22 protein-coding genes, 1 tRNA gene and 1 rRNA gene are annotated in these 24,420 nt (G+C 68.7%); 12 read left to right on the top strand and 12 right to left on the bottom strand.

Going from position 1 to position 24,420, the window contains the following annotated elements; genetic code table 11:
• Positions 1-684 precede the first annotated feature (684 nt).
• Entirely contained in the window at positions 685-1,044 is a 360-nt protein-coding gene (locus H613_RS0119245) for a WhiB family transcriptional regulator (RefSeq protein WP_026925072.1), read from the top strand.
• Complete coding sequence (locus H613_RS31070) at positions 1,041-1,256, top strand: hypothetical protein (RefSeq protein WP_156926138.1); 216 nt, start codon at positions 1,041-1,043, stop codon at positions 1,254-1,256. The genes H613_RS0119245 and H613_RS31070 overlap by 4 nt, the downstream gene beginning before the upstream one ends.
• Positions 1,257-1,821: 565 nt before the next feature.
• On the opposite strand, the gene H613_RS27750 is transcribed toward H613_RS31070, so the two are convergent.
• The gene (locus H613_RS27750) at positions 1,822-3,132 is read right to left on the bottom strand and encodes an ABC1 kinase family protein (RefSeq protein WP_342673025.1); all 1,311 of its coding nucleotides are present in this window, start codon (positions 3,130-3,132) and stop codon (positions 1,822-1,824) included.
• Positions 3,133-3,372: 240 nt separating this feature from the next.
• Here H613_RS27750 and H613_RS31500 point away from each other — a divergent pair, with 240 nt between their 5' ends.
• Both H613_RS31500 and H613_RS0119230 read left to right on the top strand, forming a co-directional pair.
• Positions 3,373-3,537: a DUF5679 domain-containing protein gene (locus H613_RS31500; protein ID WP_169732026.1), complete on the top strand. Its 165-nt coding sequence runs from the start codon at positions 3,373-3,375 to the stop codon at positions 3,535-3,537.
• 177 nt (positions 3,538-3,714) lie between these two features.
• Entirely contained in the window at positions 3,715-4,239 is a 525-nt protein-coding gene (locus H613_RS0119230) for a M48 metallopeptidase family protein (RefSeq protein WP_026925071.1), read from the top strand.
• A gap of 15 nt (positions 4,240-4,254) precedes the next feature.
• Here the strand turns inward: H613_RS0119230 and H613_RS27745 are convergent, their stop codons facing one another.
• The gene (locus tag H613_RS27745) at positions 4,255-5,523 is read right to left on the bottom strand and encodes a zinc-dependent metalloprotease (RefSeq protein ID WP_051393575.1); all 1,269 of its coding nucleotides are present in this window, start codon (positions 5,521-5,523) and stop codon (positions 4,255-4,257) included.
• 341 nt (positions 5,524-5,864) lie between these two features.
• Between H613_RS27745 and H613_RS0119220 the strand changes: the two genes are divergently transcribed.
• On the top strand, positions 5,865-6,836 hold the full coding sequence (locus H613_RS0119220; RefSeq protein WP_026925070.1) for a YlbL family protein: 972 nt from the start codon (positions 5,865-5,867) through the stop codon (positions 6,834-6,836).
• 73 nt (positions 6,837-6,909) lie between these two features.
• On the top strand, positions 6,910-9,978 hold the full coding sequence (locus tag H613_RS27740) for a UPF0182 family membrane protein (protein WP_084546777.1): 3,069 nt from the start codon (positions 6,910-6,912) through the stop codon (positions 9,976-9,978).
• Between the two features lie 51 nt (positions 9,979-10,029).
• Here the strand turns inward: H613_RS27740 and H613_RS29510 are convergent, their stop codons facing one another.
• Entirely contained in the window at positions 10,030-11,649 is a 1,620-nt protein-coding gene (locus H613_RS29510) for a protein kinase domain-containing protein (RefSeq protein WP_051393573.1), read from the bottom strand.
• Positions 11,650-11,784: 135 nt separating this feature from the next.
• On the bottom strand, positions 11,785-12,144 hold the full coding sequence (locus H613_RS0119205) for a hypothetical protein (protein ID WP_156926137.1): 360 nt from the start codon (positions 12,142-12,144) through the stop codon (positions 11,785-11,787).
• Between the two features lie 410 nt (positions 12,145-12,554).
• Between H613_RS0119205 and H613_RS0119200 the strand changes: the two genes are divergently transcribed.
• Positions 12,555-13,493 carry a helix-turn-helix domain-containing protein gene (locus H613_RS0119200; protein WP_051393572.1) on the top strand — a complete coding sequence of 313 codons (939 nt, stop codon included), beginning with the start codon at positions 12,555-12,557 and terminating at the stop codon, positions 13,491-13,493.
• Between the two features lie 119 nt (positions 13,494-13,612).
• Here H613_RS0119200 and H613_RS30315 read toward each other — a convergent pair whose 3' ends face one another.
• Both H613_RS30315 and H613_RS0119190 read right to left on the bottom strand, forming a co-directional pair.
• Positions 13,613-13,786 (bottom strand): DUF397 domain-containing protein, encoded by a 174-nt coding sequence (locus H613_RS30315; protein WP_084546776.1) that lies wholly within the window; start codon positions 13,784-13,786, stop codon positions 13,613-13,615.
• 121 nt (positions 13,787-13,907) lie between these two features.
• Positions 13,908-14,843, bottom strand: a complete 936-nt coding sequence (locus tag H613_RS0119190; protein ID WP_026925067.1) for a cation diffusion facilitator family transporter — start codon at positions 14,841-14,843, stop codon at positions 13,908-13,910.
• Positions 14,844-15,093: 250 nt separating this feature from the next.
• On the opposite strand from H613_RS0119190, the gene H613_RS0119185 reads away from it, so the two are divergent.
• Positions 15,094-15,567 carry a hypothetical protein gene (locus H613_RS0119185; protein ID WP_156926135.1) on the top strand — a complete coding sequence of 158 codons (474 nt, stop codon included), beginning with the start codon at positions 15,094-15,096 and terminating at the stop codon, positions 15,565-15,567.
• 60 nt (positions 15,568-15,627) lie between these two features.
• Here H613_RS0119185 and H613_RS0119180 read toward each other — a convergent pair whose 3' ends face one another.
• Positions 15,628-16,014 (bottom strand): phage holin family protein, encoded by a 387-nt coding sequence (locus H613_RS0119180; protein ID WP_026925065.1) that lies wholly within the window; start codon positions 16,012-16,014, stop codon positions 15,628-15,630.
• A 193-nt stretch (positions 16,015-16,207) separates the two neighbouring features.
• Here H613_RS0119180 and pstB point away from each other — a divergent pair, with 193 nt between their 5' ends.
• Positions 16,208-17,095 carry a phosphate ABC transporter ATP-binding protein PstB gene (pstB, locus tag H613_RS0119175; RefSeq protein ID WP_245598610.1) on the top strand — a complete coding sequence of 296 codons (888 nt, stop codon included), beginning with the start codon at positions 16,208-16,210 and terminating at the stop codon, positions 17,093-17,095.
• Between the two features lie 128 nt (positions 17,096-17,223).
• Here the strand turns inward: pstB and pstA are convergent, their stop codons facing one another.
• The 4 genes from pstA to phoU form a co-directional block, all read right to left on the bottom strand.
• The gene (gene pstA, locus H613_RS0119170; RefSeq protein WP_026925063.1) at positions 17,224-18,120 is read right to left on the bottom strand and encodes a phosphate ABC transporter permease PstA; all 897 of its coding nucleotides are present in this window, start codon (positions 18,118-18,120) and stop codon (positions 17,224-17,226) included.
• Positions 18,117-19,103: a phosphate ABC transporter permease subunit PstC gene (gene pstC, locus H613_RS27730; protein WP_051393571.1), complete on the bottom strand. Its 987-nt coding sequence runs from the start codon at positions 19,101-19,103 to the stop codon at positions 18,117-18,119. Before pstC ends, pstA begins: the two co-directional genes overlap by 4 nt.
• 84 nt (positions 19,104-19,187) lie before the next feature.
• Entirely contained in the window at positions 19,188-20,225 is a 1,038-nt protein-coding gene (pstS, locus tag H613_RS0119160; protein WP_051393579.1) for a phosphate ABC transporter substrate-binding protein PstS, read from the bottom strand.
• Between the two features lie 219 nt (positions 20,226-20,444).
• Positions 20,445-21,092, bottom strand: a complete 648-nt coding sequence (gene phoU, locus H613_RS0119155; protein WP_051393570.1) for a phosphate signaling complex protein PhoU — start codon at positions 21,090-21,092, stop codon at positions 20,445-20,447.
• Between the two features lie 160 nt (positions 21,093-21,252).
• Here phoU and H613_RS0119150 point away from each other — a divergent pair, with 160 nt between their 5' ends.
• On the top strand, positions 21,253-21,999 hold the full coding sequence (locus tag H613_RS0119150; protein WP_026925060.1) for a hypothetical protein: 747 nt from the start codon (positions 21,253-21,255) through the stop codon (positions 21,997-21,999).
• Positions 22,000-22,145: 146 nt separating this feature from the next.
• On the opposite strand, the gene H613_RS0119145 is transcribed toward H613_RS0119150, so the two are convergent.
• Positions 22,146-22,218: transfer RNA gene (locus H613_RS0119145), tRNA-Lys, on the bottom strand.
• 114 nt (positions 22,219-22,332) lie between these two features.
• Between H613_RS0119145 and obgE the strand changes: the two genes are divergently transcribed.
• A complete protein-coding gene (gene obgE, locus H613_RS27725; protein WP_035738623.1) occupies positions 22,333-23,796 on the top strand; it encodes a GTPase ObgE in 1,464 nt (487 codons plus the stop codon).
• A gap of 470 nt (positions 23,797-24,266) precedes the next feature.
• Positions 24,267-24,420: ribosomal RNA gene (locus H613_RS0119135) — 16S ribosomal RNA — on the top strand; the annotation flags it as partial.

Genomic DNA, 24,420 nt, shown 5'->3' with positions numbered 1-24,420 from the left:
ACTTGCAAGAAAATTCTTTGACGACTCCCCGAAAAAGGCGTTGCGCTCCCGAGGCAAGCGGGCGTAGCGTTGCGCATGCCGGGGTGAGGTATGCGCCTCACCAGCGGCAAGAGGAGATGTAGACCCATGACGACCACGGACGAAGGAAGGAGAGGCTGACAGTGTTGCTGACAAATGACTTCCCAGGCACGCGCGCGGAGACGATGCTGCCCACTGGCGCCGTCTATTGCCGGCTCGCACCCGTCCCCGCTCCGGTCCGTGGCATCACTCTGCCCTCTGCCGTCCTCGAACTCACGACGGTCGAGGGCACGACGAATGTCCACAGCACCGATATGGGCGCTGTCGCGTTTATCGGACGCGTTCGGGACGGCTCCGCCGTCGGCATCGCCGACTGGCAGGCCCAGCCGAGCGTCGGCCTCAAGCGCCACGGCGCCACCCGCGGGAGACCGCCTCGAGAACACCTGAGGGGCTTATTCAGAAGCCCCATCGGACCTCTCGAGGCCGCGACTCCCGCCACAGGGATCGCGGCCATTTTTTATGGCATCAGACCAGGTCGCGAAGCCCACAGCAAGGCAAAGAACGAAAACGAGACAGATTGCGAAGCAATTGAGTCCTCAACAAGTACGGACGCGACCGACTTCATCGAGCACGATGCCGATCGAAATGAGAGAGGAGACCGAGTTCATGACCGACACCCTCATCGGACCTGAGCTCCGCGAGCAGGCCTGCGAGACCGGCAGCGACCTGCCCTGCCGCGAATACGACGCGGACCTGTGGTTCTCGGAGTCCCCGACGGAACTCGAATTCGCCAAGTCCCTGTGCGCCGACTGCCCGGTGCGCGTGGAGTGCCTCACCGGGGCCCTCGAGCGCCACGAGCCGTGGGGCGTCTGGGGCGGCGAGATCTTCGAGAAGGGCGCCGTCGTCGCCCGCAAGCGGCCCCGCGGACGGCCCCGCAAGGACGCCGCCGTCATCGAGCAGGCGGCGCAGGCCGAGCTCGACGCGCGGACCGCCGAACTCGCGTTGGCGGGGGTGAATGTGTCGTGACGGTCGATTACCTGAGCCGCCACCTCAAGCGTGACGTCGGCTCCCAGGACTTCGAACTGCCGATCAGGGAGGTCGAGGCAGGTCGGGCCGTGGGCTCGGCGAACCTGCTGTTCGGACGCGTCGGACGCATCCGGATGCGGAGTCTGTGGAAGGAAGCCGGGCATGCTCGAACCGAATTTACGGCTCGCAAGCACCGCCGTGGCAGGCTTTGAAGCCGCAACGAATGCGTTGGCTAGAGGGGTCCATCCCGACAGGGATGGGCCCCTCTCGTTGTATCCGGGCGGCGATCGCCGCAAGGCCCCTGTGGGGCTCGCTGCGCCGACCTCGCCGGTTGGGATGCGGCCGGGCATCACAGGCGGGCGGGGGAAGGCGTTTCGTGTGGGCGGGGGTGTCGGCCCGTCCGGACGGGCCGACACCCCCGCTTCCCCGGGGGAGGGGTCCTCTGCAGGCGCCGCGCGCGGGAGCTACCCGCGCGCGATCTTCTATGGCGGTGTCCGCGGATCCCACTAGCACCGCCGGCCTACAGAGGACGAGTAAAGCCAGTTCGAGGTTTTCGCAAGATCATCACCCGAGTTGTCAAGAGGGCGCAAGGAAAAGTTTTCGGCCTGTGGATAACTTTTGAGGCCAGTGATGTCTTCGCTGGTCAGGACAATAAAGAGAGACCGGAGTGAGTAACTGTCACTCCGGTCGTGCCTGTGGACAACTCCAGGGGGCCCTCCGGTCACGTCTCCAGCGCGGGGCCCGGGATTATGGGCGGATCGTCGACGAGCGCTCGGGTCACGCCTCCAGCTCGGGGGTGTCGTCCTCTTGGCCGGGGTCGGCGAAGCCGGGGAGCCAGGTTTCGAGGATGTCCCGCCAGCGGCCCCGGGCGCCGAGTTGGCACAGCACCCCGATCGAGCCCATCGTCACCCGGTGGATCAGCAGATACGACGGCGGGAAGCTCAGCTGCTTGCCCAGCTTGTACGCCTCCGACTTCTGGTTCGTCAGCCGCGTGCTCTCCTTGCGCAGCCACTCCCGCGAGAACTGGAACTCCTCGACCCCCAGCGGTTCGAGCATCGGCAGCAGGAAGTCCATGATCGCCGGGGCGTCGATCTCCAGGTCCGCGGGGACGAAGCCCTCCCTGCGCAGCCCCTCGACGACCTCCTCGGACTTGCCCTCCAGTGTGAGCTTCGTCAAACGCCCCACCTGGATCGGCATGCCGCCCGGCATCCGCGCCGCCGCGCCGAAGTCGTAGACGATCAGGCGGCCGTCGTCGCCCAGCGCGAAGTTCCCCGGGTGCGGGTCGGCGTGCAGCAGCCCGGCCCGCTTCGGCGCCGAGAAGTGCAGCGTCGCCAGCAGCAGCCCCGCCCGGTCCCGCATCTCGGGCGTGCCCTCGGCGATCACCTCCGCGAGCGGCGTCCCGCTGACCCACTCGGTCACGAGCACCTCGGAGCTGGCGTGGACGACCTCCGGGACGCGGATCTGCCCGTCGCCGCGGTAGGCGTCGGCGAACTGGCGCTGCGCCTGGGCCTCCAGCTCGTAGTCGAGCTCTTCCAGCAGCCGCTCGCGCAGCTCCACGGTGAGCTTCTTGACGTCGAAGTTCGGCTGCAGCACCTTGAACAGCGGCGCGATCCGCGCCAGCTGGCGCAGGTCCGACCGCAGCGCGTCGCCCGCGCCCGGGTACTGGATCTTGACGGCCACCTCGCGCCCGTCGTGCCACACCGCCCGGTGGACCTGGCCGATGCTCGCCGCCGCGGCCGGGGTGTCGTCGAAGGAGGCGAACCGCTCGCGCCAGTCATCGCCGATCTGCCGCGCGAGCACGCCGTGGACGCTGGCGGCCGGCAGCGGCGGCGCCGCGTTCTGGAGCTTCGTCAGGGCCTGCCGGTACGGGGAGGCCAGATGCTCGGGGAGCGCCGCCTCGAAGACCGACAGGGCCTGACCGAGCTTCATCGCCCCGCCCTTGAGCTGCCCGAGCACGCTGAACAGGTGCTCGGCGGTCCGTCGCTGCGCCTGCTCGCCGAGGATCTCGTCCGCCAGGCCGGTGACCCGCTTGCCGAACCCGACGGTTGCGCGTCCGGCCAGACCCAGCGGCAGGGAGGCGAGCTTCATGCCCCGGGAGAAGGCCCGCCGAGGAAGGTCGTCGCTCGAATGGGTGTTTCCATGCCTGTCGCTCACGTTCCCCATGCTCTCACGCCGACACCGTATTTCGCCCCCCGTGCGGGTGAGGCTCGCGTTCGGGGGTACCCCACACGGGTGAAGCGGCGCGGCGGGACTTACAGCTGTGAAATATGTGGCATTCTGAGGCCAGGCGGTCGCACAGCGTGACCGTTGACAGCAAGGGGGATACCAGTGGCTCAAGCTACCGAGACTTACAACGGCTACTGCGTCAAGTGCCGTCAGAAGCGAGACTTCGAGGGCCATGTGGTCGTGTCCGACTCCGGGCGCCGGATGGCCAAGGGGACGTGCCCGAAGTGCGGCACCAAGATGAACCGGATTCTCGGCAAGGCGTCGTGACCACGCTCGCGCGGGTCACCTTAGGACCCGCTGCTTTCGCCAAGGACGCCCTCCCCCTCGCTTCGTCCCGGATACCGGGAAACTGGCGAGGGGACTTTCGTGATGTTTACGGCATGACCCACATAATCTCGACTTTCGTGTTATGCGATTGTCACTCCTAGGGATTAATGTGCGGTCATGGCGCGCAAAGTGCATCCCCCCGTTGAAGTGCGGCGCTCATCCCGGCGCCGTGCCACCGTGGCGGCCTACGAGGAACGAGGCCGCGTCGTCGTCATGATCCCCAGCACCTTCTCGGAGACCGAGGAGCGCGAGTGGATCGACCACATGCTCGAACGACTGCGCCGCCGCGAGGCCCGCGACGGCCGCGCGAGCGACACCGCGCTCAGAGCCAGAGCCGTCAGACTCGCCAGGCGCTACTACCCCGACCACCCCGAGTGCGCCCTCCCCGTCAGCGTCAAATGGGTCGACAACCAGCAGCGGCGCTGGGGCTCGTGCACCCCCGACGACGGCACCATCCGGATCTCGCGCCGGATCACCATGATGCCCTCATGGGTCATCGACTACGTCCTGCTCCACGAGCTCGCGCACCTGGTCCACCCCGACCACTCGCGGCCCTTCTGGGACCTGGTCAGCCGCTACTCCAAGGCCGAGCGGGCACGCGGCTACCTCGAAGGCATCGCCGACGCCGAAGCGTCGGCCTGAAGACCGCTCCGGACGCTACTTCTCGTCGTCCTCGTCCTCTTCGGGCGGCTTCGGGTCGTTGACCGCCAACTGGTCGAATATCGACATGTCCAGGTCGCCCAGCGCCTCGGACACCGTCGCGAAGCCCTCGGGATGCTCCAGATCGACCGCGCTCGGCATCAGATCCGGGTGCGCCCACACCGCTTCGCGCCCCTCGATGCCCCGCGCCTCGGCCAGCGACCTCCACAGCCGCTCGGCCGCCACCACCTTGCCCTGGTCGAGCTGCAACCCCACCAGCGCCTCGAACGTCTGCTCCGTCGGGCCGCCGGTCGCCCGGCGGCGCCTGGCCGACTCCAAGAGCCGATCCATCGTGGGCAGCCGCTCACCAGCGGCGTCGGCGACCACCACGTTGATCCAGCCGGTGATGAGCGCCAGCGTCGTCGCCAGCCGCGACAGCGCCGCCTTCTGCTGCTCGGTGTCCTCGGGCTTGAAGACCTCGCTCAGATCCATCGTGGCCGCGGCCTCGGGATCGGTCGGGTCGATGTCGGCCATGGCCTCCTCGATGGCGGCCTCGTCGATGCGGATCTCCCGCGCGTACGCCTCGAGCGCGCCCAGCAGGTGCGAGCGGAGCCACGGCGTGTGCGTGAACAGCCGGTGCGTCGCGGCCTCGCGCAGCGCGACGAACAGCCGGACCTCCTCGACCGGGAGCTCCAGGCCCTCGGCGTAGGCGGTGAGGTTGCCCGGCAGGATCGCGGCGACGCCGGTCTTCCCCAGCGGCAGGCCGACCTCGGTCGAGGAGAGGACCTCCCCGGCGAGCTTGGCGAGCGCCTGCCCCATCTGGGCGCCGAACAGCGCCGAGCCGACGCCCTTCATCAGGTCGGCCATCGGGCCGAGCATCCCCGACATCTCCTCGGGCACGAGCGTCTGCATCGCCTCGCCCATCTGGCCGGCGAGCGGCTCGGCCAGCTGCTTCCAGGAGTCCTCGGTCTGCGAGATCCACTGCTTGCGCGTCCAGGCGTCGGTGGCCGAGACGCCCGACGGCCAGTCGGTGACGCCGTCGAGCCACAGGTCGGCCAGGCGCACGGCCTCGGAGACCGCGGCCTGGTCGGCCGGGCCGACGGTGTTCTCATCGGCCAGCTCGGACTCGGCGAGCTGCTTGGCCAGCTGCCAGTTGACCGGGCCGGAGGACAGCGACTGCGCCATCATCTGTTGGAGTTGCTGCATCATCTGCTGCACTCGCGGGTCGTTCGGGTCAGGCAGGTCGCCGCCCAGGTTGCCGAAACCGAATGGAATGTCGGAGCCCATGCGCCAACCGTACGTCAGAGACTCCCCTGATAACCACGGCCCGGCAATCTCAGGCGCCTTATGCCGTCCGCTTATAGCGGAATGGGCCGCATCGAATTAGGGAATCGCCACGCTGGGTTTTCCGTGCCTCATGGACGCCATTCCCGCGAGTCCGCTTCGCGGACCTTCCGGCCATGCTGCGCTTCTCGACTTCACGGCCGGAAGCCCACATGGCTGCCGCCATGTAGGTCCCGCCCTCCTGCGTCGGGCGCGAGTCCGCTTCGCGGACCTTCCGCCCATGCTGCGCTTCCCGACTTCACAGCCGGAAGCCCACATGGCTGCCGCCATGTAGGCTTCCGGCCATGAAGAGGCGCGGAATAACAGTCCTCATCGGCGCGGCGCTGGTAGCCCTGCTGACCTGGCAGTCGCTGTCGATGGACGTCGCCTACGTGGTCATGGGCCCCGGCCCCACCGAGGACGTCCTCGGCGCCGTCACCGACGAGGACGACGTCGAACACCAGATCATCACCGCCGACGTCTCGTACGAGACCTCGGGCGAGCTGCGCCTGACCACGGTGCGCGTCAAGCAGAGCGTCACCCTCGCGCAGGCCCTGCGCTACTGGATGTCCGATGAGCACGCCATCATCCCCCGCGACCTCATCTATCCTCCCGACCAGAGCCAGGAGGAGATCACCGCCGAGCAGGAGGCCGACTGGGTCGAGTCCCAGTCCAACGCCGAGCAGGCCGCGCTCGCCTACCTCGACCAGCCCGCCGAGATCCGCGCCGCCGCCGATGGCGGCGGCCTCAGCAAGGGCGACATCCTCCTCCAAGTCGAAGGCACCCCCGTCGACGACCTCACCGATCTCGAAGATTTCGCTGAAGGCGAAACCGAGGTGACCGTCGACCGCGACGGCACCAAGACCACCGTCTCGGCCGCCCTCGGCGAGGCCGAACTCCAACTGAACCGCGAAGACCCCTACGGCATCGAGATCGACACCTCGGCGCTCAACATCGGCGGCCCCTCGGCCGGCATGATCTTCGCCCTCGGCATCGTCGACACCGTCACCGAAGGCGAGCTCACCGGCGGCCTCACCGTCGCCGGCACCGGCGAGATCGACCCCCAGGGCAACGTCGGCGGCATCGGAGGCATCCAGCAGAAGATCATGGCCGCCGCCGACGCGGGCGCCGAAGTGTTCCTCTCCCCGGCCACGAACTGTGCCGACGCCGTCTCGGTCGCACCCGAGAACATGACTATTGTCAAGGTGGAAACCCTGACGGACGCGGTCGCCGCACTGGAGTCCATCACCGCTGGAGAAGCAGTGGCGACCTGTTGAACACCACTCGTCGTTGCGATGAGACACAAAGGAGTTGCTTAGAGTGGCGAATCGGACGCCCACGCCCCCACGGATGAGCCGACGAGGACGCTATGTACTGATCCTCATCGTGGCCGCCATCGTGCTACTGTCGGTGCTCGGTTGGCTGGTCAGCCTCCGCACCAACTACCTCTGGTACGACTCGGTCGGGTACACGGCCGTCTTCTCGACCATGATGTGGACCCGGATCGGGCTGTTCGCCGTGTTCACGCTCGCCATGGCCGCCTGGACCGGCCTCAACCTCTACCTCGCCTGGCGCTTCCGGCCCGACACCTGGCCGGCCACCTCCGAGCAGGAAGGCCTCGAACGCTACCGGGAGATGATCGCCCCCCGCGCCGGATGGTGGATCGGCGGGATCGCCGTCGTCGTCGGCATCTTCGCCGGCATGTCCGCCCAGTCCCGCTGGGAGACCTGGCTGCTGTTCCGCGCCGGAGGCGACTTCGGCTGGACCGACCCGGTCATGCACATGGACGCCGGCTTCTACGTGTTCCGCCTGCCGTTCTGGCAGTTCCTCATCGGCTTCGGCTTCGCCGCCGTCGTCGTCGGCATCATCGCCTCTCTGGGAGCCTACTACCTGTACGGGGCGCTGCGCTTCTCCGGCCAGGGCGAGCGCATGACCAACGTCGCGCGCATCCACCTGTCGATCCTGGTGGCGCTGTTCCTCGGCCTCAAGGCCGTCGCCTACTACTTCGACCGGTTCAACTTCACCACGCAGGAGAACGAGGTCACCAACATCGTCGGCGGCGGCTACACCGAGATGACCGCCCTGATGAACGCGAAGAACGCGCTCATCTGGGTCTCGGTCGTCGCGGCGCTCGTCATCCTCGTGTTCTCCTGGGGTTTCACAAGATCGTTCATCCTGCCCGGGGCCGCGCTCGGCCTGGTCGTGGTCACCGCGATCGCCGCCGGCGGCATCTACCCGGCCGTGGTCCGCAACTTCCAGGTCGAACCCAACCGGCCCCAGCGCGAAGGCCAGTACGCCCAGTACACCATCGACGGCACCCGCTACGCCTACGGCATGGAGGAGCTGGAGCGAGAGACGTACTCCGTCGCCTCCACCCCCGACGCCCAGCAGCTTGAGACCGACACCGGGACGGTGCCCTACACGCGCCTGATCGACCCCTTCATCGTCTCCGACGCCTTCACCCAGCGCCAGCAGCCGCGCAGCTTCTACGACTTCAACGACAAGCTCGACATCGACCGCTACACCTACACCAACGCGGACGGCGAAGAGGTCACCGAGGACTTCGTGGTCGGCCTGCGCGAGCTCAACCCCGACCAGCTGACCGGCGAGCAGCAGGACTGGACCGTCCAGCACACCGTCTACACCCACGGCTGGGGCTTCGTCGCCGCGTCGAGCACCGAGAACTGCAACGGCGGCCCGTACTTCATGAACGGCGTCATGCGCTCCGACGACGCCGAGGCCGGGCAGTGCGAGGCCACCGAGGACTTCCTCGACGTCGACCGGCCCCAGATCTACTACGGGCTGCTGACCGACGAGAACCAGTACGCGATCGTCGGCGTCCCCGAGGGCGAGACGCCGCGCGAGTACGACCGCCCCGCGGACATCGCCGTCACCACCGAGGACAGCGACGACTCCGAGGCCGAGGAGATCGGCTCGGACCGCTACACCACCTACCAGGGCGGCGGCGGGGTCGACATCGGCTCGTGGACCACGCGCCTGCTGTACGCCTGGGAGTTCCAGGAGCCGCGGTTCCTGCTCTCGGGCCAGATCAACGACGAGTCGCAGCTGCTGTACAACCGCAACATCCGCGACCGCGTCCAGGACGTCGCCCCGTTCCTGACCATCGAGGCCGACCCGTACCCGGCGGTCGTCGACGGCGACATCGTGTGGATCGTCGACGGCTACACCACGACGAACGACTTCCCCTACGCCGACCGGACCAACCTGGCCGAGGCCACCAACGACACCTACTCCGGCCAGGGCGTGGCCACGCAGGAGTCCGAGGAGGTCAACTACATCCGCTCCTCGGTCAAGGCCGTCGTCAACGCCTACGACGGCTCGGTCAAGCTCTACGAGTTCGACGACGAGGACCCGATCCTCAAGGCCTGGAACGAGGTCTACGGCGGCGACCTGATCACGCCGAAGGAGGACACGCCGCCGGAGCTGGTCGAGCACTTCCGCTACCCGCAGGACCTGTTCAAGGTCCAGCGCAACATCCTCCAGCGCTACCACGTCGACGAGGCGCGGACCTTCATCGAAGGCGGCGAGGCCTGGGCGACGCCCGACGACCCCTCGCAGGGCAACGGGGTCTCCCAGCCGCCCTACTACGTCTTCGCGCAGTACCCGAACCAGGACAGTTCGCACTTCCAGCTGACCGGCACGTACGTGCCGCGCAACCGCGAGAACGCGCTGGCGAGCCTCATGTCCGGCTACTACGACGAGAACGGCGACCCGCAGCTGGTGCTCTACGACGTCTCGGGCGGTGACGACCAGTCGGTGGGGCAGGTGCACCAGATCATCACCTCCACCACCGACGTCGCCGAGGAGCTCAGGCTCTTCCAGCAGCAGGGCACCGACGTCGAGTGGGGCAACCTGCTCGCGCTGCCGGTGGGCGACGGCATCCTCTACATGGAGCCGATGTACCTGCGCAGGCAGTCGGGCGGCGAGGGCACGACGCTGCCGCTGCTGCGGCGCGTCGCGGTCAGCTACGGCGGCTATGTCGGCTACGCCCAGGAGTTCACCTGCGTCGACCCCGACGACCCCGAGCGCAGCTGCGACTTCGAGGAGACGCCGATCGAGGAGTACCCCAGGGACCAGTTGGGGGCGCTCGAACAGGTCGTGCAGGACTACCTGCAGGGCAGGCCGACCGCCGCCGAAGAGGTCGAGGAGGGTACCGAAGGCGAGGGGACCGAGGAGCCGACGGAGGAGCCGACCGGCGAGGCGCCGTCGACGGAGGCCCCCGCCGGCGGCGAGGAGCCGCCCGAAGTGGCGGCGGCGATCCAGGACGTCCTCGACGCGCAGACCGCCTATGAGGAAGCCCGCGCCTCGGGCTCCGAAGCCGAGGCGGGCGCGGCCCTGGACGAGTTGTTCGCGGCGCTCGACCGGCTCCAAGAGGCGAGGGACGCGGCCGGCCAGTAGGGCCGGACAGTGGCAGAGGGCTCCCGGCCGCGGCCGGGAGCCCTCTGCCGTCTATGGCGTCGGGTCCGTCGGCGGGGGCGTCTCGTCCGACTCGGTCTTGCACGATGCGGCGTCGGCGGCCTTCTGGACGGTGAAGTGCACCGTCGTGCCGGGGTCGGCCTGCGTGTTCGCGCCGGGGATCTGGTTGACGACGCCGCACGAGTAGTCGCCGGTGCCGCTGCTGGGGTCCGCGGCCGCAGTCAGCCCGGCCTCCTCGATCCGCTGGCGCGCCAGCGCCTCGGACAGCCCCGATAGGTCGGGGACGGACACCGGCTGCGGCGTGGGCGAGGGGCTCGTCGCGCTGGGAGACGGCGAGGTGCTGGCGCCGCCGGTGGGCTCGGCGCCCTCGGCCGGTGCCGTGGTCGGCCCCTCGCTCGGTGTCTCGGTCGCCGCGGAGGCCGAGGCCGCATCGGATTCGCCCTCCGGGGCGGGCAGGGCGCCCTCCTCGCCGTCGCCGACCGGCTCGTCGATGTCCTGGCCGTGCACGTCGGTGACCGCGCCGCTCGCGGTGGCGGCCGCGACGCCGGGGCTCGTCGCGTCGTGCCACGGGCTGGCGGCGGCGATCGCCCCGGCAGTGGTGATCACGACCAGCGCCGAAGCGAACGCGACCCACAGCCGCCCGCGGCGCCGCGGTGCTGCGGTGCCGGGCGGGGCCACCGCGGTGGGGGCGGCCGGTGGCATCGGGTGCGCGCCGGTGTGCGGCCCGGTGTGGAGGGTCGGCGCGTTCGGGGGCGTCTGCGGCACCGGCTCGACCGGCGGCGACGGGTGGCGCGGCGGATCCACCGCGGTGATCATCGCGCGGATCTCGTAGCAGGCCCGGGCGAACGAGGCCCCGTCGGGCCAGCGGGACGAGGGGTCCTTCTGCAGGGCCCTGGCGACGATGGCGTCGACCTCGCGGGGCACGTCGGGCGGCAGCGACGGCGGTGCGTTGCGCAGGTGCGCCGAGAGCACGCCGAGCGGCGTGTCGGCCTTGAACGGCGGCGACCCGGCGAGGCACTGGTGGGCGACGACGCCCAGCGAGTACAGGTCCGAGGCCGCCGTGAGGTTCTCGCCCGCGGCCTGCTCGGGCGACATGTAGGTGACGGTGCCGAGGACGACGCCGGTGGTGGTGAGGGTGAGATTGTGGCCGGCGCGGGCGATCCCGAAGTCCACCAGGACGACCGAGCCGTCGTCGCGGACGAGGATGTTGCCCGGTTTGATGTCCCGGTGGACGATCCCGGCGCCGTGGGCGACCTGGAGCGCCTCGGCGACGCCGCCGATGATGCGGAGCGTGTCGGCCGAGCCGAGCTTGCCCCACAGGCCGAGCAGCCGCGACAGCGGCTGGCCGTCGACGAACTCCATGATGAGGTAGGCGATGGCGGCGTCGCCGTCGTCGGTCTCGCCGTAGTCGTAGACCTCGACGACGCCAGGGCCCTTCATGACGGCGATGGCGCGGGCCTCGCGCCGGAAGCGCTCGCGGAAGCCGCGGTCGTCGACGAGGTCGGCGAGCAGGATCTTGACGGCGACGGTGCGCCACAGGACCGTGTCGGTGCCCTCCCAGACGTCGCCCATGCCTCCGCCGCCGACGCGGCGTTCGAGCCGGTACCGCCCGTCCAGGACGTCGCCTGCTTTGAGGTTGCGCGTGCTCAGCATCCGGCGGCTTTCCCCTTCGCGGCGAAGCCGGCCGGCCGTGGACTCGCCTTCGCGGCGACGCTCGGGAGCCGTCTCTTCGCCCAGAGTCGTTTCTTCTCTCAGGGAATAACGACCGTGATCGGCTGAGGCTACGCGCTAGGCGGCGCTCTTTTGCCGCTGCTGCCGGGCGGCGAGCTGCCGTCCTCGCGCGCGGATGGGGGAGGGTTCGCTCATCCGGGACTCGGGGACCGGCCGGGGTCCGGTCGCGCCGCTCATGGGTTCGGCGGCGCCGGGGAGGCCGACGGCCTCGCCGAGCTGGCCGTCCCAGCACGCCCACGAGTGGCAGGGCCAGGCCTGGCCGCAGTGGCCGCAGACCGGCCGCCTGACGCTGCGCTGGTCGAGCGCGGGGGTGTGCCGTCGCCACCATCGAGCCTGGACGCGCCACAGGCTCGGTACCGGCACCCCGCTGGGGGGCTCGTCCGGGGGCGGGTTGTCGAGTGTGTACGGACTTCGCAACGCGGGCTGCCTTTCGTGTCGTATCGGTGCCGGGTCTCGCCTGCGCGAGTGGAACTCGGTGCCGCCCTTCCGGGTGAGGCCGGTCGGTTTCGAGTCGCGGTGTCGAATCGGTACAGTCGGACGAGGCGGATGACCCCTCCGTCAAGTAGAATTGCACATGCAGATTTTCGATGCAAGGGGTATAACCGGATCGGGTGGCGAATTCTTCGTAGTCTGACCTCGGTGACGCCCGCACCGTCGTGAATGTGCGACCACAGCGGACCGCGGCCATGGCGGCCTAGGCGACCCTTGGGGAGCCGCCGTTCCGGCGGACCTGCGAAACCTTAGATTTGTACGACGCACCGGTGAGCGACCAGAAGTCCTCCCCGGCCGGTGCGTCCTCACCGAAACCGGAGGGATCAGGGTGTCAAATGGGAACATCGAACGACGACGCTGACAACGATCTGCCGAAGAGGTTGGGGGGCAAGGCGATGCCTTCAGGCGGCAGTCCCACCGTGCGCCGCAGGCGCGCGGGCAAGATCCTGCGCCAGATGCGCGAGCAGTCCGGAAGGGACGCCCAGGCGGCGGCCGACGCGCTGGAGGTCACCACCTCCACGATCTACCGCATGGAGCTCGGCCGCGTGGGCATCAAGCCGCGCGACGTCATGGCGCTCACCGGCGTCTACGGCGTGACCGACGCCGCGCAGATCGAGGAGCTGGTGCGCCTGGCCCGCGACGGGCGCAAGCGCGGCTGGTGGGCCCGCTACTCCGACACGATCTCCCCGCCGTACGCGACCTATGTGGGCCTGGAGCAGGACGCCTCCAGCCTGTACCTGTACGACGGGCTGATCATCAACGGGCTGTTGCAGACGCCCGACTACGCCCGCGCCACCTTCGACTTCTCGCTGGAGCAGTCGCGGCGGTTCATGGAGGAGCGCATCAACCTGCGCATGGAGCGCCAGGCGCGGCTCCGCGACGATCTGAAGATCTGGAACGTCATCGACGAGGCCGCCATCCGGCGGGTCCTGGGCGGACCGAAGGTCATGATCGACCAGCTCCAGAACCTGCTCGAACTCGCGGCGCTGCCGAACGTGCACCTCCAGGTCCTGCCCTTCGACGGCGGCGCCTATCCCGGCATGCTCTCCTCGTTCACGATCCTGGGCTTCGGCGAGGTCGACGGTGAGGTCGACCCCGGGTACCGGCACCCCGACGTGGTCTACATCGAAGGCCACAACGGCGACGTGTACGAGGAGGGCGATGACGTCGCCCCGTTCCACGAGGTGTTCGGCAACCTCCGCTCGGCGGCCCTGGGCCCGGGCCGGAGCCTGGAGTTCATCGAGCAGCAGGCCGGCCGCCTCAAGGCGATGTGAGCGCCCGAGGCGCCGCGCCGGGGCGCTGAATGGGCTGATCCGCCCGCCGCGTTCCGCGGCACTGACACGATGGCGGGGCGGTCGCGGCGACAGCCGCGACCGCCCCGCCATCCGTCTGGTTACCGGCCTTCTTGGTGCAGCAGCGACAGCCAGTCAGCTTGGCTGGTCCGCAGGATCGGGCTCTGGGCGAGCTTGGTGTCCCTGATCTCAACGACACCTGATGCGAGCCTGACCTCGACGCAGGCGCCGTTCGGGCCTGATCTGCTGCTCTTCCTCCATGTGTGGGTCAACATGGATCTCCTCCTTCCAAGGAGCATTCGAGTCCCCAGGTCGGTGTTTACCATAGTCAACACATCCAATGGCGGACGTCACATATTTGTCACTATCGGCTTCCGGACATGCCCCTGATGAATCTCACCATGCGGGCCGGTCGCACGCGTGGTCGGAGCTCCCCGGTTCTATTTGGACGGTGGTGTGATCGATCCCGAAGCGCGTGGCCAGTGTTTTCTGCGCGTCGGTGAGGACGGCGCCCGGATCGGCGCCCGACCGCAGGGCCAGATGCACCGTGGCCACGTCCATGCCGGAGGTGAGCGTCCAGAGGTGGAGGTCGTGCACTTCTTTCACCCCATCGAGTGTCTTCAGGGCGTCCTCGACCTCCGCCACGCTCACGCGGACCGGCGCGTGCTGCAACAGGATCCGCAGCGCGTCGCGCCCCAGCCGGGCCGCCCGCGGCAGGATGAACAGGCCCACGGCCACGGCGATGACGCTGTCGACGTAGTACCAGCCGGTGAACCAGATGACCAGTGCCGCGGCGATGACGCCCAGCGAGCCGATCGCGTCGCCCATGACCTCGAAGTAGGCCCCGCGCACGTTGATGGACTCGGCCGCCCCCGAGCGCAGGAGCACCAGCGAGGCGACGTTGGCGGCGAGCCCGACGACGGCGACCGCCAGCATCGGCAGCGACTCGACCTCGGGCGGGTCGTCGATCCGCATGACCGCCTGGACGACGACGAAGCCGGCGACGCCGAACAGCAGCACCGTGTTCGCCAGCGCGGCGAGCACTTCGAGCCGGTACATGCCGAAGGTGCGGCGGGGCTTGCGCGCCTCGCCGAGGCCGCCGCGGGCCGCCGCGTCGCGCTGGACGGCCGTGATCGCCGCCAGGGCCATGGCGATGCCGAGAGTGTCGCCGGCGATGTGGGCGGCATCGGAGAGCAGGGCGAGCGAGCCGGTGTACCAGGAGGCGACCGCCTCGACGAGCATCACGGTGACGGCCAGGCCCAGGGCCAGCCAGAGCCGCCCGCGGTGGCGGACGCCGAGGCCGGCGGCGCCGTGCGAGTGGTCGTGTCCCATGTGGGTGTTCCCTTCCCCTGCTGGAGCCGGTGGACCGGTCGGCCGTATGCGGCGAGGCGTGCCCCGCGACGAAAGAATGCTAACATGCGCATCTGTGCATGAGAAGTGCCCCGGAGATGTTCGCGTCAAAGAATCGCCGCAAATGCCGGGAACCGCCCTGGTCTATTTGCGCAAGGGGGATCATGAATGCCCACCGGTAGTGGAATAATATTCGTGAGGGATACATCAACACTGGTCACGGGGGGTGACGATGCAAACCGCCATTGAAGTGGCAATCGCCTCGTTCGGAGCAGTCGTCGCGATCGTCCTCGTCTTCGCCGCCGTTCTCGGACTGCGATCGAGCATCGAGACCAGGAGGCGCCGGAAGGCCCGCGCCAAGGCCGACGCCGAGGCATGGACCAGGCTCCTCGGCAACCAGCTCGCCATCGCGCCGGGCCGCGTCGCCGACGCCGAGGCCGCCGGCGCGCTCGAGCGGGCGCGCAAGCTCCACAGCAACGCCGACGAGATCCTCAAGACGGCCAAGAAGACCAAGCAGTACCTGCGGATCCGCACCTACGCCCTGGCCGGGCTCCACAATCTCAACGTGGTGCGCCAGCGCCTCGGCAAGGCGCCCGGGCCGCAAGGCCCCATGCCCTTCAACGACGCCGCCTACACCGGCCTCGACCGGGCCGGAGACCGCTCCGACATCCAGAAGGACACCTCCGCCGGACTCTACTTCTACTGAGGACGGCGAAGCGCACGCCCCGGGCCTGTCCTGATTCGCGGGACAGGCCCGAGCGGTCCCTCAGCGCCCCGCCCCCTTGCGCCGCGGCAAGATCAGATCCAGCACCCACATCGCCACCCAGACGATGATCGCGCCCCAGAACGCCGCCCAGAACCCGTCCACGGCGATGCCCACCTCGAACTGGTCCGAGACCCAGCCCATCAGCCAGAACATGAGGGCGTTCACCACCAGGCCGAACAGGCCCAGCGTCAGCACGTACAGCGCGCAGCCGATCGCCATCACCAGCGGCTTCACGAAGGTGTTCACCACCGTGAACACCAAAGCGGCCACCACCAGCGACAGGACCTTCGCCCACGTCGAATCGCCGAACACCGTCAGACCGGAGAGCAGCGCCGTCGCGATCCACAAGGCCACCGCGGTGAGCAGCAGACGTATCACAAAACTCATGGCGTCAGTATCGCCGCAAACAGGGCCGGACGTCCAGCGACCCGCGCGACGGGCGCGACCGGGCCCGCGAGACGCTCTCGCGCCCTCGGATTCACCCGCCGTTCACCGAAGAGCGGGCTCACCGCTACCCGCGGCGTCTATCGTCGCCACAGCCCCGACCGCTTCCGGCCAGCTCCCCGCAGAGGAGAAACCCATGACGAGCGACCCGACCATGCCCGGCGCCGGCCCCACCGTCAGCCCCCGCCGCATCGCCGCGGCCCCCGAGGCCGCGCCCCGGCGCGCCCCCGCAGGCATCGACGGCCCCACCGTCTTCGACATCCGGGACGTCAACGTCTTCTACGGCGGCTTCCACGCCGTCAAAGGCGTCGACTTCACCGTCGCCAAGAACGAGATCACCGCGCTCATCGGCCCCTCCGGCTGCGGCAAGTCCACCCTGCTGCGCTCGCTCAACCGCATGAACGACCTCATCCCCGGCGCCCGCGTCCAGGGCACGGTCGCCTACCACGGCAAGGACATCTACGAGGCCGGCGTCGACCCCGTCGAGGTGCGCCGCCGCATCGGCATGGTCTTCCAGAAGGCCAACCCGTTCCCCAAGTCCATCTACGACAACGTCGCCTACGGGCCCCGCATCCACGGCGTCCCCCGCTCCGAACGCGACGGCATCGTCGAGGACGCCCTGAAGAAGGCCGCGCTCTGGGACGAGGTCAAGGACAACCTCAGAAAGAGCGCCCTGACCCTGTCCGGCGGCCAGCAGCAGCGGCTGTGCATCGCCCGGACCATCGCGCTCCAGCCCGAGGTCGTCCTCATGGACGAACCGTGCTCGGCGCTCGACCCGATCGCCACGGCCCGCATCGAAGAGCTCATGGTCGACCTGGCAAAGCAGTTCACCATCGTCATCGTCACCCACAACATGCAGCAGGCCGCCCGCGTCTCCGACAAGACCGCGTTCTTCTCCACCGAGGTCGACGAGGCCAGCGACACCCGCACCGGCGTCCTGGTCGAGTTCGACGACACGCAGAGGATCTTCACCACCCCCGCCGACGAGCGCACCGAGAACTACGTCACCGGCCGCTTCGGCTAGACCGCGACCGCACCGGCAAGGCCCCGCCCGAGCGCGGGGCCTTCGCCGTCCCCGGCAGACGGCGCAACGCCCCCGCACCGGCGAACCGGCGCGGGGGCGTCAGCGCATCGACCGGCCGCGGGGCCCGGTCAGCGCCTGTCGACGGCGAAGCGCGAGGCGATGACCCTCGCCACGATCGTGAACAGGAAGACGATCGCGATCAAGGCCAAGGCCGCACCCCAGGCGCGCTCCTGCGAGGCCTCGAACGGCTGCGTCGCGTTGCGGTAGATCTGCGCCGCCAGCGTCGTGTTCTGCCCGGCGAACAGATCCGGCCGGTAGAGGTAGGTCAGGCCCACGGTGACGATGATCGGCGCGGTCTCCCCGGCCGCGCGCGCCACCGCCAGCAGCGCACCGGACGTGATCCCCGACGAGGCCGTCGGCAGCACGACCGACAGCGTGGTGCGCCACTTGCGCGCCCCCAGCGCCGCCGAGGCCTGGCGCAGCTCATCGGGGACCAACCGCAGCATCTCCTCGGTCGAGCGGATCACGATCGGCAGCATCAGGCACGCCAGCGCCAGCGCCCCGCCGAAACCGGTCCGCTCCTCGATCACCACCACGTACACGACGTAGATGAACAGGCCCATCACGATCGACGGGACACCGGTCATGACGTCGGCCATCGTCCTGATGAACCGCGCCAGCGGCCCGCTCTTGCCGTACTCGTTGAGGTAGACCGCCCCGAGCACGCCGACCGGGATCGCGATGAGCGCGGCCATCCCGGTGATCAGCAGGGTCCCGACGATGGCCGGCCCCATGCCCCCGCCCGCGGTGCGGTAGTTGCGCGGGATCTCCTCGACCAGGAACCCGAGGCTGAGCGCCGAGCCGCCGCGCACCACCACCTGGTAGGCGACCAGGATCAGCGGGAAGGCGGCGACCAGCACGCACAGGCCGATGCCGACGGTGGCGGCGCGGTTCGCCGCCGCGCGCCGCAGCGAGAGGTTCCTGCCCGACAGGTCCGGCGGGGCGCCGTGGTGCACAGTGGTCATGAGTGGGCTCCTCGCATCTTGGTCTCGGCCCGGCGGACGACCCAGCGGGCGGCGAAGTTGATGATGACGGTGATGGCGAACAGCACCACGCCGATGCCCACCAGCGCGTCGGTGTGCAGCCCGGTCGACTCGCCCCACTGCTGGGCGATCACCGCGGCCATGGTGTTGCCGGTGTCGAACACGTTCGCCGAGATGTGGAACGAGCCGCCGATGACCAGCGCCACCGCGATCGTCTCGCCCATGGCCCGGCCCAGACCCAGCATCGAGGCGCCCACCAGTCCCCCGAAGGAGTGGGGGAGCATGGCGCCCTTGATCATCTCCCAGCGGGTCGCGCCCAGCGCGTAGGCCGCCTGCTTGTCGGTCTCGGGGACCGTGTCGAAGACCTCGCGGGCGATCGAGGTGATGATCGGGATCGTCATGATCGCCAGCACCATGCCGGCGGTGAAGTAGTTCCGGCCGGTGTTGGACTCGTCGAAGACCGACGTCAGGACCGGCACCGGTTCGACCAGACCCGCCAGGCCCTGGTACCAGTCGTCGATGAACGGGACCACCACCAGCACGCCGACCAGGCCGAAGACCACCGAGGGGATGGTGGCCAGGAGGTCGACGACGGTGACGATGTACTTGCGCAGCCGCCGGTGGGCGATCTCGGTGGTGAACAGCGCGATGCCGATCGAGACCGGCACCGCGACGACCATGCCGATCAGCGAGGTGACCAAGGTCCCGTAGAGCATCGGGAAGGTGCCGAAGACGTCCTCGTTCGGCGCCCAGCGCGTGCCGGTGATGAAGCCCCACAGGCCCTCCTCGCTGAGCGCGGGCATGGCGCGGAGGGCGGTGGCGACCAGGATCAGGGCCAGCACGACCAGGACCATGAGCCCGGCGAGCGTGACCAGGCCCCTGAAGCCCCGGTCGGCCCCCCGGGCGCGGGAATCGCCGCCGAGGTCGAGGTCCTCGGAGGTCTCGGGTGATGCCGTAGCGGTCAAGATGGAAACTCCGGTTTCGTTCGCGGAACGGCCGAAGACCCCACCGGCGCCAAGGGCGCCGCCGGGGCCGTCGGACACGGATTCCTAGTCGGCAATCGTCTCGTTCAACGCGTCCATGGCCTGCTGCCGCAGGCCCTCGGGCAGCGGCGCGAAGTGGTTGTCGGCGGCCAGCTCCTGGCCGTCGGTCAGCAGGTACTCCACGAAGTCCTTGACCGCCTGGCCGACGGCCGCGTCCTCGTACTCGGTGCGGATCAGCAGATAGGTCGGCGCCGTGATCGGGTAGGCCTCGGGGCCGGCGGCGTCGAGCGGGTTGTACGACAGGTCGTCGTTGACCACGGCGCCCTCCAGGCCCGCCGTGGTGCCCTCCAGGGTCGGCTGGGTGAAGTTGCCGTCGGCGTTCTCGATCGAGGCGAAGACCAGGCCGGACGCGGTGGCGTCGGCCAGGTCCACGTAGCCGATGGCGCCCTCGGTGTCCTGGATGGTCTGGGCCACACCGGTGTTGCCGTCGCCGCCGACCGAGTTGGACGGCCACTCGACGGTGTCCCCGGCGCCCAGGGTCCAGGACTCGGTGGCCTCGTCGAGGAACTTCGAGAAGTTGCTGGTCGTGCCCGAGCCGTCCGAGCGGTGGGCGACGGTGATCTCGACCGCGGGCAGCTCGGCGTCGGGGTTGTCCGCCGCGATCGCCTCGTCGTCCCAGGAGGTGATGTCGCCCTGGAAGATCTGCGCCAGGGTCTCCTGGCTCAGCTGCAGGGCCTCGACCTCGGGCAGGTTGTAGGACACGGTGATCGGGGCGGCCACCGTCGGGAGGTACTGGTAGGAGCCCTCCTCCGGTCCGTCGCCCTCGCCGACCAGCGAGTCGGTGCCAGCGAAGTCGTTCAGACCCTCGCCGAAGTCGGACTTGCCGGTGCCCGAGCCGACCGCGTCGTAGGTGACGATCGCGTCCGGGTTGGCCTCGGCGTAGCCTTCGATGGCCGCGGCATAGAACGCGTCGGGGAAGCTCGCGCCGGTTCCGTTGATCTCCGGGACCGAGTCGCCACCGTCATCGCCGCCGCACGCCGCGAGGCTCAACGCGAGGGCGCCGGCGGTGACCGTGCCGAAGATGGCCCTGCGGTTCAGTTTCATGTTCACAGCTGGTCTCTACTCCGTCTCCCGGTCGCACACCGGGTCACTGCTTCACTGTTCGCGACCAATGAAAACCAGAGCCGGTGTTCACCCGGCGACTTGGAGTTGAACTCGAGGTGAACGCCTGAGCGCGATTCGCGACAACGGCGCGCGCCAGTACGCACACACCGTTGTGAGCAGGAGATGCAATCGGGGCGGCGCCCCGTCGTGACCAGAACGTTATGAACGGTCCAGGTGAACATCACCCGTCACCAGATACACCACCTGATGCGACACGCGCACCGCGTGATCGCCGAACCGCTCGAAGAACCGCGCCAGCAGCGCCGCGTCCACCGCCGCCTGCGGCCCGTACCCGAAACCGGGCAGCTGCTCGTGGATGCGCCGCTGGACCGCGTCCAGCTCGTCGTCGTCCAAGCCCAGCTGCGCCGCCCCGAGCCGGTCGTGCTCGGCGAGGATCCGCACCAGCTTCTCCGAGATCCGCACCGCCGCCCGGCTCATCGCCGCGAAATCCTCGCGCAGCGACTCGGGGATCGCCGCGGCCGGCGAGCGCATGACCACCGTCTTCGACACGTGCTTGGCCAGGTCGCCCATCCGCTCCAGGTCCACCGAGATCCGCACCGCACCGAGAATGAACCGCAGGTCGGAGGCCACCGGCTCGTACTGCGTCATCAGCGCCACGATCCGGTCGTCGACCCGGAACTGGAGCGCGTTGATCTCCTCGTCGGCCGCCACCACCGCCTCGGCCGCCGCCGCGTCGGCCTCCAGCAGCGCCGCCCCGGCCCGCTCCATCGCCGCACCGGCGCGGCGCGCCATGTCGACGAGCAGCCCGTTCAGATCATCGAGGTGCCGGTGAAAGACGTTCGCCATGATGGCCCAATCGCGGGTCGGAGACAGGGCCCCAAGGCCCGTACCCGCACAGTCTAAGCACAACCGGGCACAAGTCCCACTCGCGTTACCAGGCGACACGATGTGGCCGGGCGACGTTACAGTGAAGACGAACCCATGATCGATCCCCGGGAGTGAGCGAATGTCGTACCCCTCTCAGCCGTCCTACACGCCCCCGTACGGACAGCCCCAGCCGCCGCGCCAGAACAACCTCTGGCTCATAGGGGTCGCGGTCATCGTGGTGCTCATCATCATCATGACCGTGACGCTCCTCATCATCCAGCGGAGCGACGACTCCACCGACACCGGCGGCGGCACCGACCCGACCACCTCGGCCGAGGCGGACCCCACCACCGAGGACGAGCCCACCACGGAGGAGACCACGCCCGACGACGGCGGCGACACCGGCGGCGAGTTCGCGGGCTTCACCGAGGAGACCTGCTCCGCCTACGACCTCGCCACCTTCGAAGACGTCATGGGCGAGCCGGTCGACCCCTCGCAGACCTACACCTCGGCGTCCTCGAGCGGCGAGACCGGAACGGTGAGCTGCTACTTCTACACCGAGAGCTACTGGACCGTCTCGATCTACGTCGACGTCACCGACGACCCCGAGTTCAACATCGGCTGGGTCGAGGACGAGCAGGTGACCCAGACCGAGGACGCCAACCTCGAAGTCACGGACTACACCGCGATCGGCGACGCCGGCTACATGTCCATATCCGACGACCCCAGCTACCAGACGATCCTCATCGACGTCGCGGTGAGCAACATCGAGATCTCGGTCGACACCACCATCGACACCGCCCAGCAGGACACGGACGCGGCTGTCGCCATGGTCGAAGACCTCCTCAATCAGTCCTACACGCTGTTCGCCGAATACGAGATCTGACACGGACGACCGTCGACTCGCGGAATGAACCGAGAAACGGCCGGTGCCCACGGGCACCGGCCGTATCGCCGCGCGAGGCCGATCTGCTCGGAGCGGGAAACAGCAAAGAGGCCGGGCGTGAGCCCGGCCTCTGTCTGCATGTGTTGTGCGCCGCCAGGGACTCGAACCCCGAACCCGCTGATTAAGAGTCAGCTGCTCTGCCAGTTGAGCTAGCGGCGCTTGATGATTGAGCAGTTCGGGGCCAACCGGCCCGTGTCGCTCGCACGAGGAGAAACTTTAGCACGTCCCACGGGCTCCCGCTCCAGGGGGCCGACCGGTCGTTACGCTTGGTCAGTGACAAGTTTTGTTGACCGGGTGAACCTGCAGGTCATAGCCGGTAAAGGCGGGAACGGCTGCGTGTCGGTCCACCGCGAGAAGTTCAAGCCGCTGGGCGGGCCCGACGGCGGCGACGGCGGGCACGGCGGCAACGTCGTGTTCGTCGTCGACCCCAACGTCCACACGCTGCTCGACTTCCACTTCCAGAGCCGCCTGCAAGCCGGCAACGGCAAGCACGGGAAGGGATCGAACCGGGACGGCGCCACCGGCGAGACCCTGCACGTCGCCGTCCCCAACGGCACCGTGGTGTACGCGAGCGGCGAGCAACTCGCCGACCTCACCGGCATCGGCACCGAGCTCACGATCGCCAGCGGCGGCCGCGGCGGCCGCGGCAACGCCTCGCTCGTCAGCTCCAAGCGCCGCGTCCCCGGCTTCGCCGAACTCGGCGAACCCGGCGATGAGCTCGACATCACCCTAGAACTCAAGAGCGTCGCCGACGTCGGCCTCGTCGGCTTCCCCTCCGCGGGCAAGTCCTCGCTCATCGCGGCGATGTCCGCCGCGCGCCCGAAGATCGCCGACTACCCCTTCACGACGCTGACACCGAACCTCGGCGTCGTCTCCGCCGGCGAGACGACCTACACGATCGCCGACGTCCCCGGCCTCATCCCGGGAGCCGCCCAGGGCAAGGGCCTCGGGCTGGAATTCCTCCGGCACATCGAGCGCTGCGCCGTACTGGCGCACGTCATCGACTGCGCCAATCTCGAGACCGACCGCGACCCGGTGTCGGACATCGACGCGCTCGAACACGAACTCGCCGAGTACGGCGGCCTGAACGACCGGCCGCGCATCATCGTGCTCAACAAGATCGACATCCCGGACGGGCGCGAACTCGCCGAGTTCGTCCGCCCCGACCTGGAGAAGTACGGCTGGCCGGTGTTCGAGGCCAGCGCCGTCAGCCGCGAGGGGCTGCGCGAGCTGTCCTTCGCCTTCGCGCGGGCGGTGGAGGACTACCGGGCCAAGCAGCCGCCGATCGAGGCGACGCGCGTCGTCATCCGACCGGCCGCCATCGACGACTCCGGTTTCGAGGTCCGCAAGCTGACACCCGCCTACGAGGGCGATGTCGAATTCGTCATCACCGGACAGAAGCCCGAGCGGTGGGTCGGCCAGACGAACTTCGAGAACGAGGAGGCCATCGGGTACCTCGCCGACCGCCTGGCCAATCTCGGCATCGAAGAGGAGCTCGCGAAGCAGGGCGCCGTGCCGGGCTCGGTGGTGCGGATCAGCGAGACCGAGTTCGAGTGGGAGCCGACCGACCCGTCGATCATCGCCACGGTCGGCCCGCGCGGGACCGATGCCAGGTTCGAGCGCACCGACCGCAAGAGCGCGGATGAGCGCCTCGCCGAGCGCAAGGGCCGACGGACCGAGTTGCTCGAACGTGTCGCCAAAGAAGAGGAGGCCCGCGGCAAACGACGCCGCGGCTAGCCTCAATACCGGCATTGAGCTGCGATAATGCGGGGTTTGCAAGGGTGTGGCGCCGGACACGCACCCCCCTTGTAAACCCCGGTTCCGCATCGCGTAAATTAGTTCTTGCCCGCAGGGGAAACGGACAGGAAAGCCGAAAGGCCCTGGACGATCCGAAAGGGCAAAACTCCGAACGAACAGATCGGGGCCGATAACGGCCAAAAAACTGATCTGGTAAGTTTCTGGAGCCGCTCTGATCAGAGCTGGAACATCCAAGATGTTTACAGACTGGTTGTGGCGTGTTGTTTGAGAACTCAACAGGGTGTTTGGATGGTCAGCGTGCGGGCTGGCTGGATTGCTTGGTCTAGGTGCTGGGTGGTTTGGTTGGTACTGTTTTTGACTGTCTTTTCCTTGGGGCTGCTGGTCTGCTGAGATCGGTGGTTCCGGATAATCGGTCAGGGCATGCTTCGACACATACTTGTTTCAAGTTTTGGTTGGAGAGTTTGATCCTGGCTCAGGACGAACGCTGGCGGCGTGCTTCACACATGCAAGTCGAACGGAAAGGCTCCTTCGGGAGTGCTCGAGTGGCGAACGGGTGAGTAACACGTGGGTAACCTGCCCCCATCTTCGGGATAACTGCTGGAA

This window comes from Glycomyces arizonensis DSM 44726 (genome assembly GCF_000482705.1).
GTDB classification, from domain to species: domain Bacteria; phylum Actinomycetota; class Actinomycetes; order Mycobacteriales; family Micromonosporaceae; genus Glycomyces; species Glycomyces arizonensis.
This window is presented reverse-complemented; position numbering and strand designations above follow the sequence as displayed.

Coding starts and splice junctions, on each gene's coding strand:
- H613_RS27745 (WP_051393575.1), bottom strand. CDS start 5,523: ATGGGCTCCGACATTCCATTCGGTTTCGGCAACCTGGGCGGCGACCTG.
- H613_RS0119230 (WP_026925071.1), top strand. CDS start 3,715: ATGGCGCGCAAAGTGCATCCCCCCGTTGAAGTGCGGCGCTCATCCCGG.
- phoU (WP_051393570.1), bottom strand. CDS start 21,092: ATGGCGAACGTCTTTCACCGGCACCTCGATGATCTGAACGGGCTGCTC.
- pstA (WP_026925063.1), bottom strand. CDS start 18,120: ATGACCACTGTGCACCACGGCGCCCCGCCGGACCTGTCGGGCAGGAAC.
- H613_RS0119245 (WP_026925072.1), top strand. CDS start 685: ATGACCGACACCCTCATCGGACCTGAGCTCCGCGAGCAGGCCTGCGAG.
- H613_RS29510 (WP_051393573.1), bottom strand. CDS start 11,649: ATGCTGAGCACGCGCAACCTCAAAGCAGGCGACGTCCTGGACGGGCGG.
- pstB (WP_245598610.1), top strand. CDS start 16,208: ATGACGAGCGACCCGACCATGCCCGGCGCCGGCCCCACCGTCAGCCCC.
- H613_RS0119220 (WP_026925070.1), top strand. CDS start 5,865: ATGAAGAGGCGCGGAATAACAGTCCTCATCGGCGCGGCGCTGGTAGCC.
- H613_RS0119190 (WP_026925067.1), bottom strand. CDS start 14,843: ATGGGACACGACCACTCGCACGGCGCCGCCGGCCTCGGCGTCCGCCAC.
- H613_RS0119180 (WP_026925065.1), bottom strand. CDS start 16,014: ATGAGTTTTGTGATACGTCTGCTGCTCACCGCGGTGGCCTTGTGGATC.
- pstS (WP_051393579.1), bottom strand. CDS start 20,225: ATGAAACTGAACCGCAGGGCCATCTTCGGCACGGTCACCGCCGGCGCC.
- H613_RS0119200 (WP_051393572.1), top strand. CDS start 12,555: ATGGGAACATCGAACGACGACGCTGACAACGATCTGCCGAAGAGGTTG.
- H613_RS27750 (WP_342673025.1), bottom strand. CDS start 3,132: ATGAAGCTCGCCTCCCTGCCGCTGGGTCTGGCCGGACGCGCAACCGTC.
- H613_RS27740 (WP_084546777.1), top strand. CDS start 6,910: ATGAGCCGACGAGGACGCTATGTACTGATCCTCATCGTGGCCGCCATC.
- H613_RS0119185 (WP_156926135.1), top strand. CDS start 15,094: ATGCAAACCGCCATTGAAGTGGCAATCGCCTCGTTCGGAGCAGTCGTC.
- H613_RS30315 (WP_084546776.1), bottom strand. CDS start 13,786: ATGTTGACCCACACATGGAGGAAGAGCAGCAGATCAGGCCCGAACGGC.
- H613_RS0119150 (WP_026925060.1), top strand. CDS start 21,253: ATGTCGTACCCCTCTCAGCCGTCCTACACGCCCCCGTACGGACAGCCC.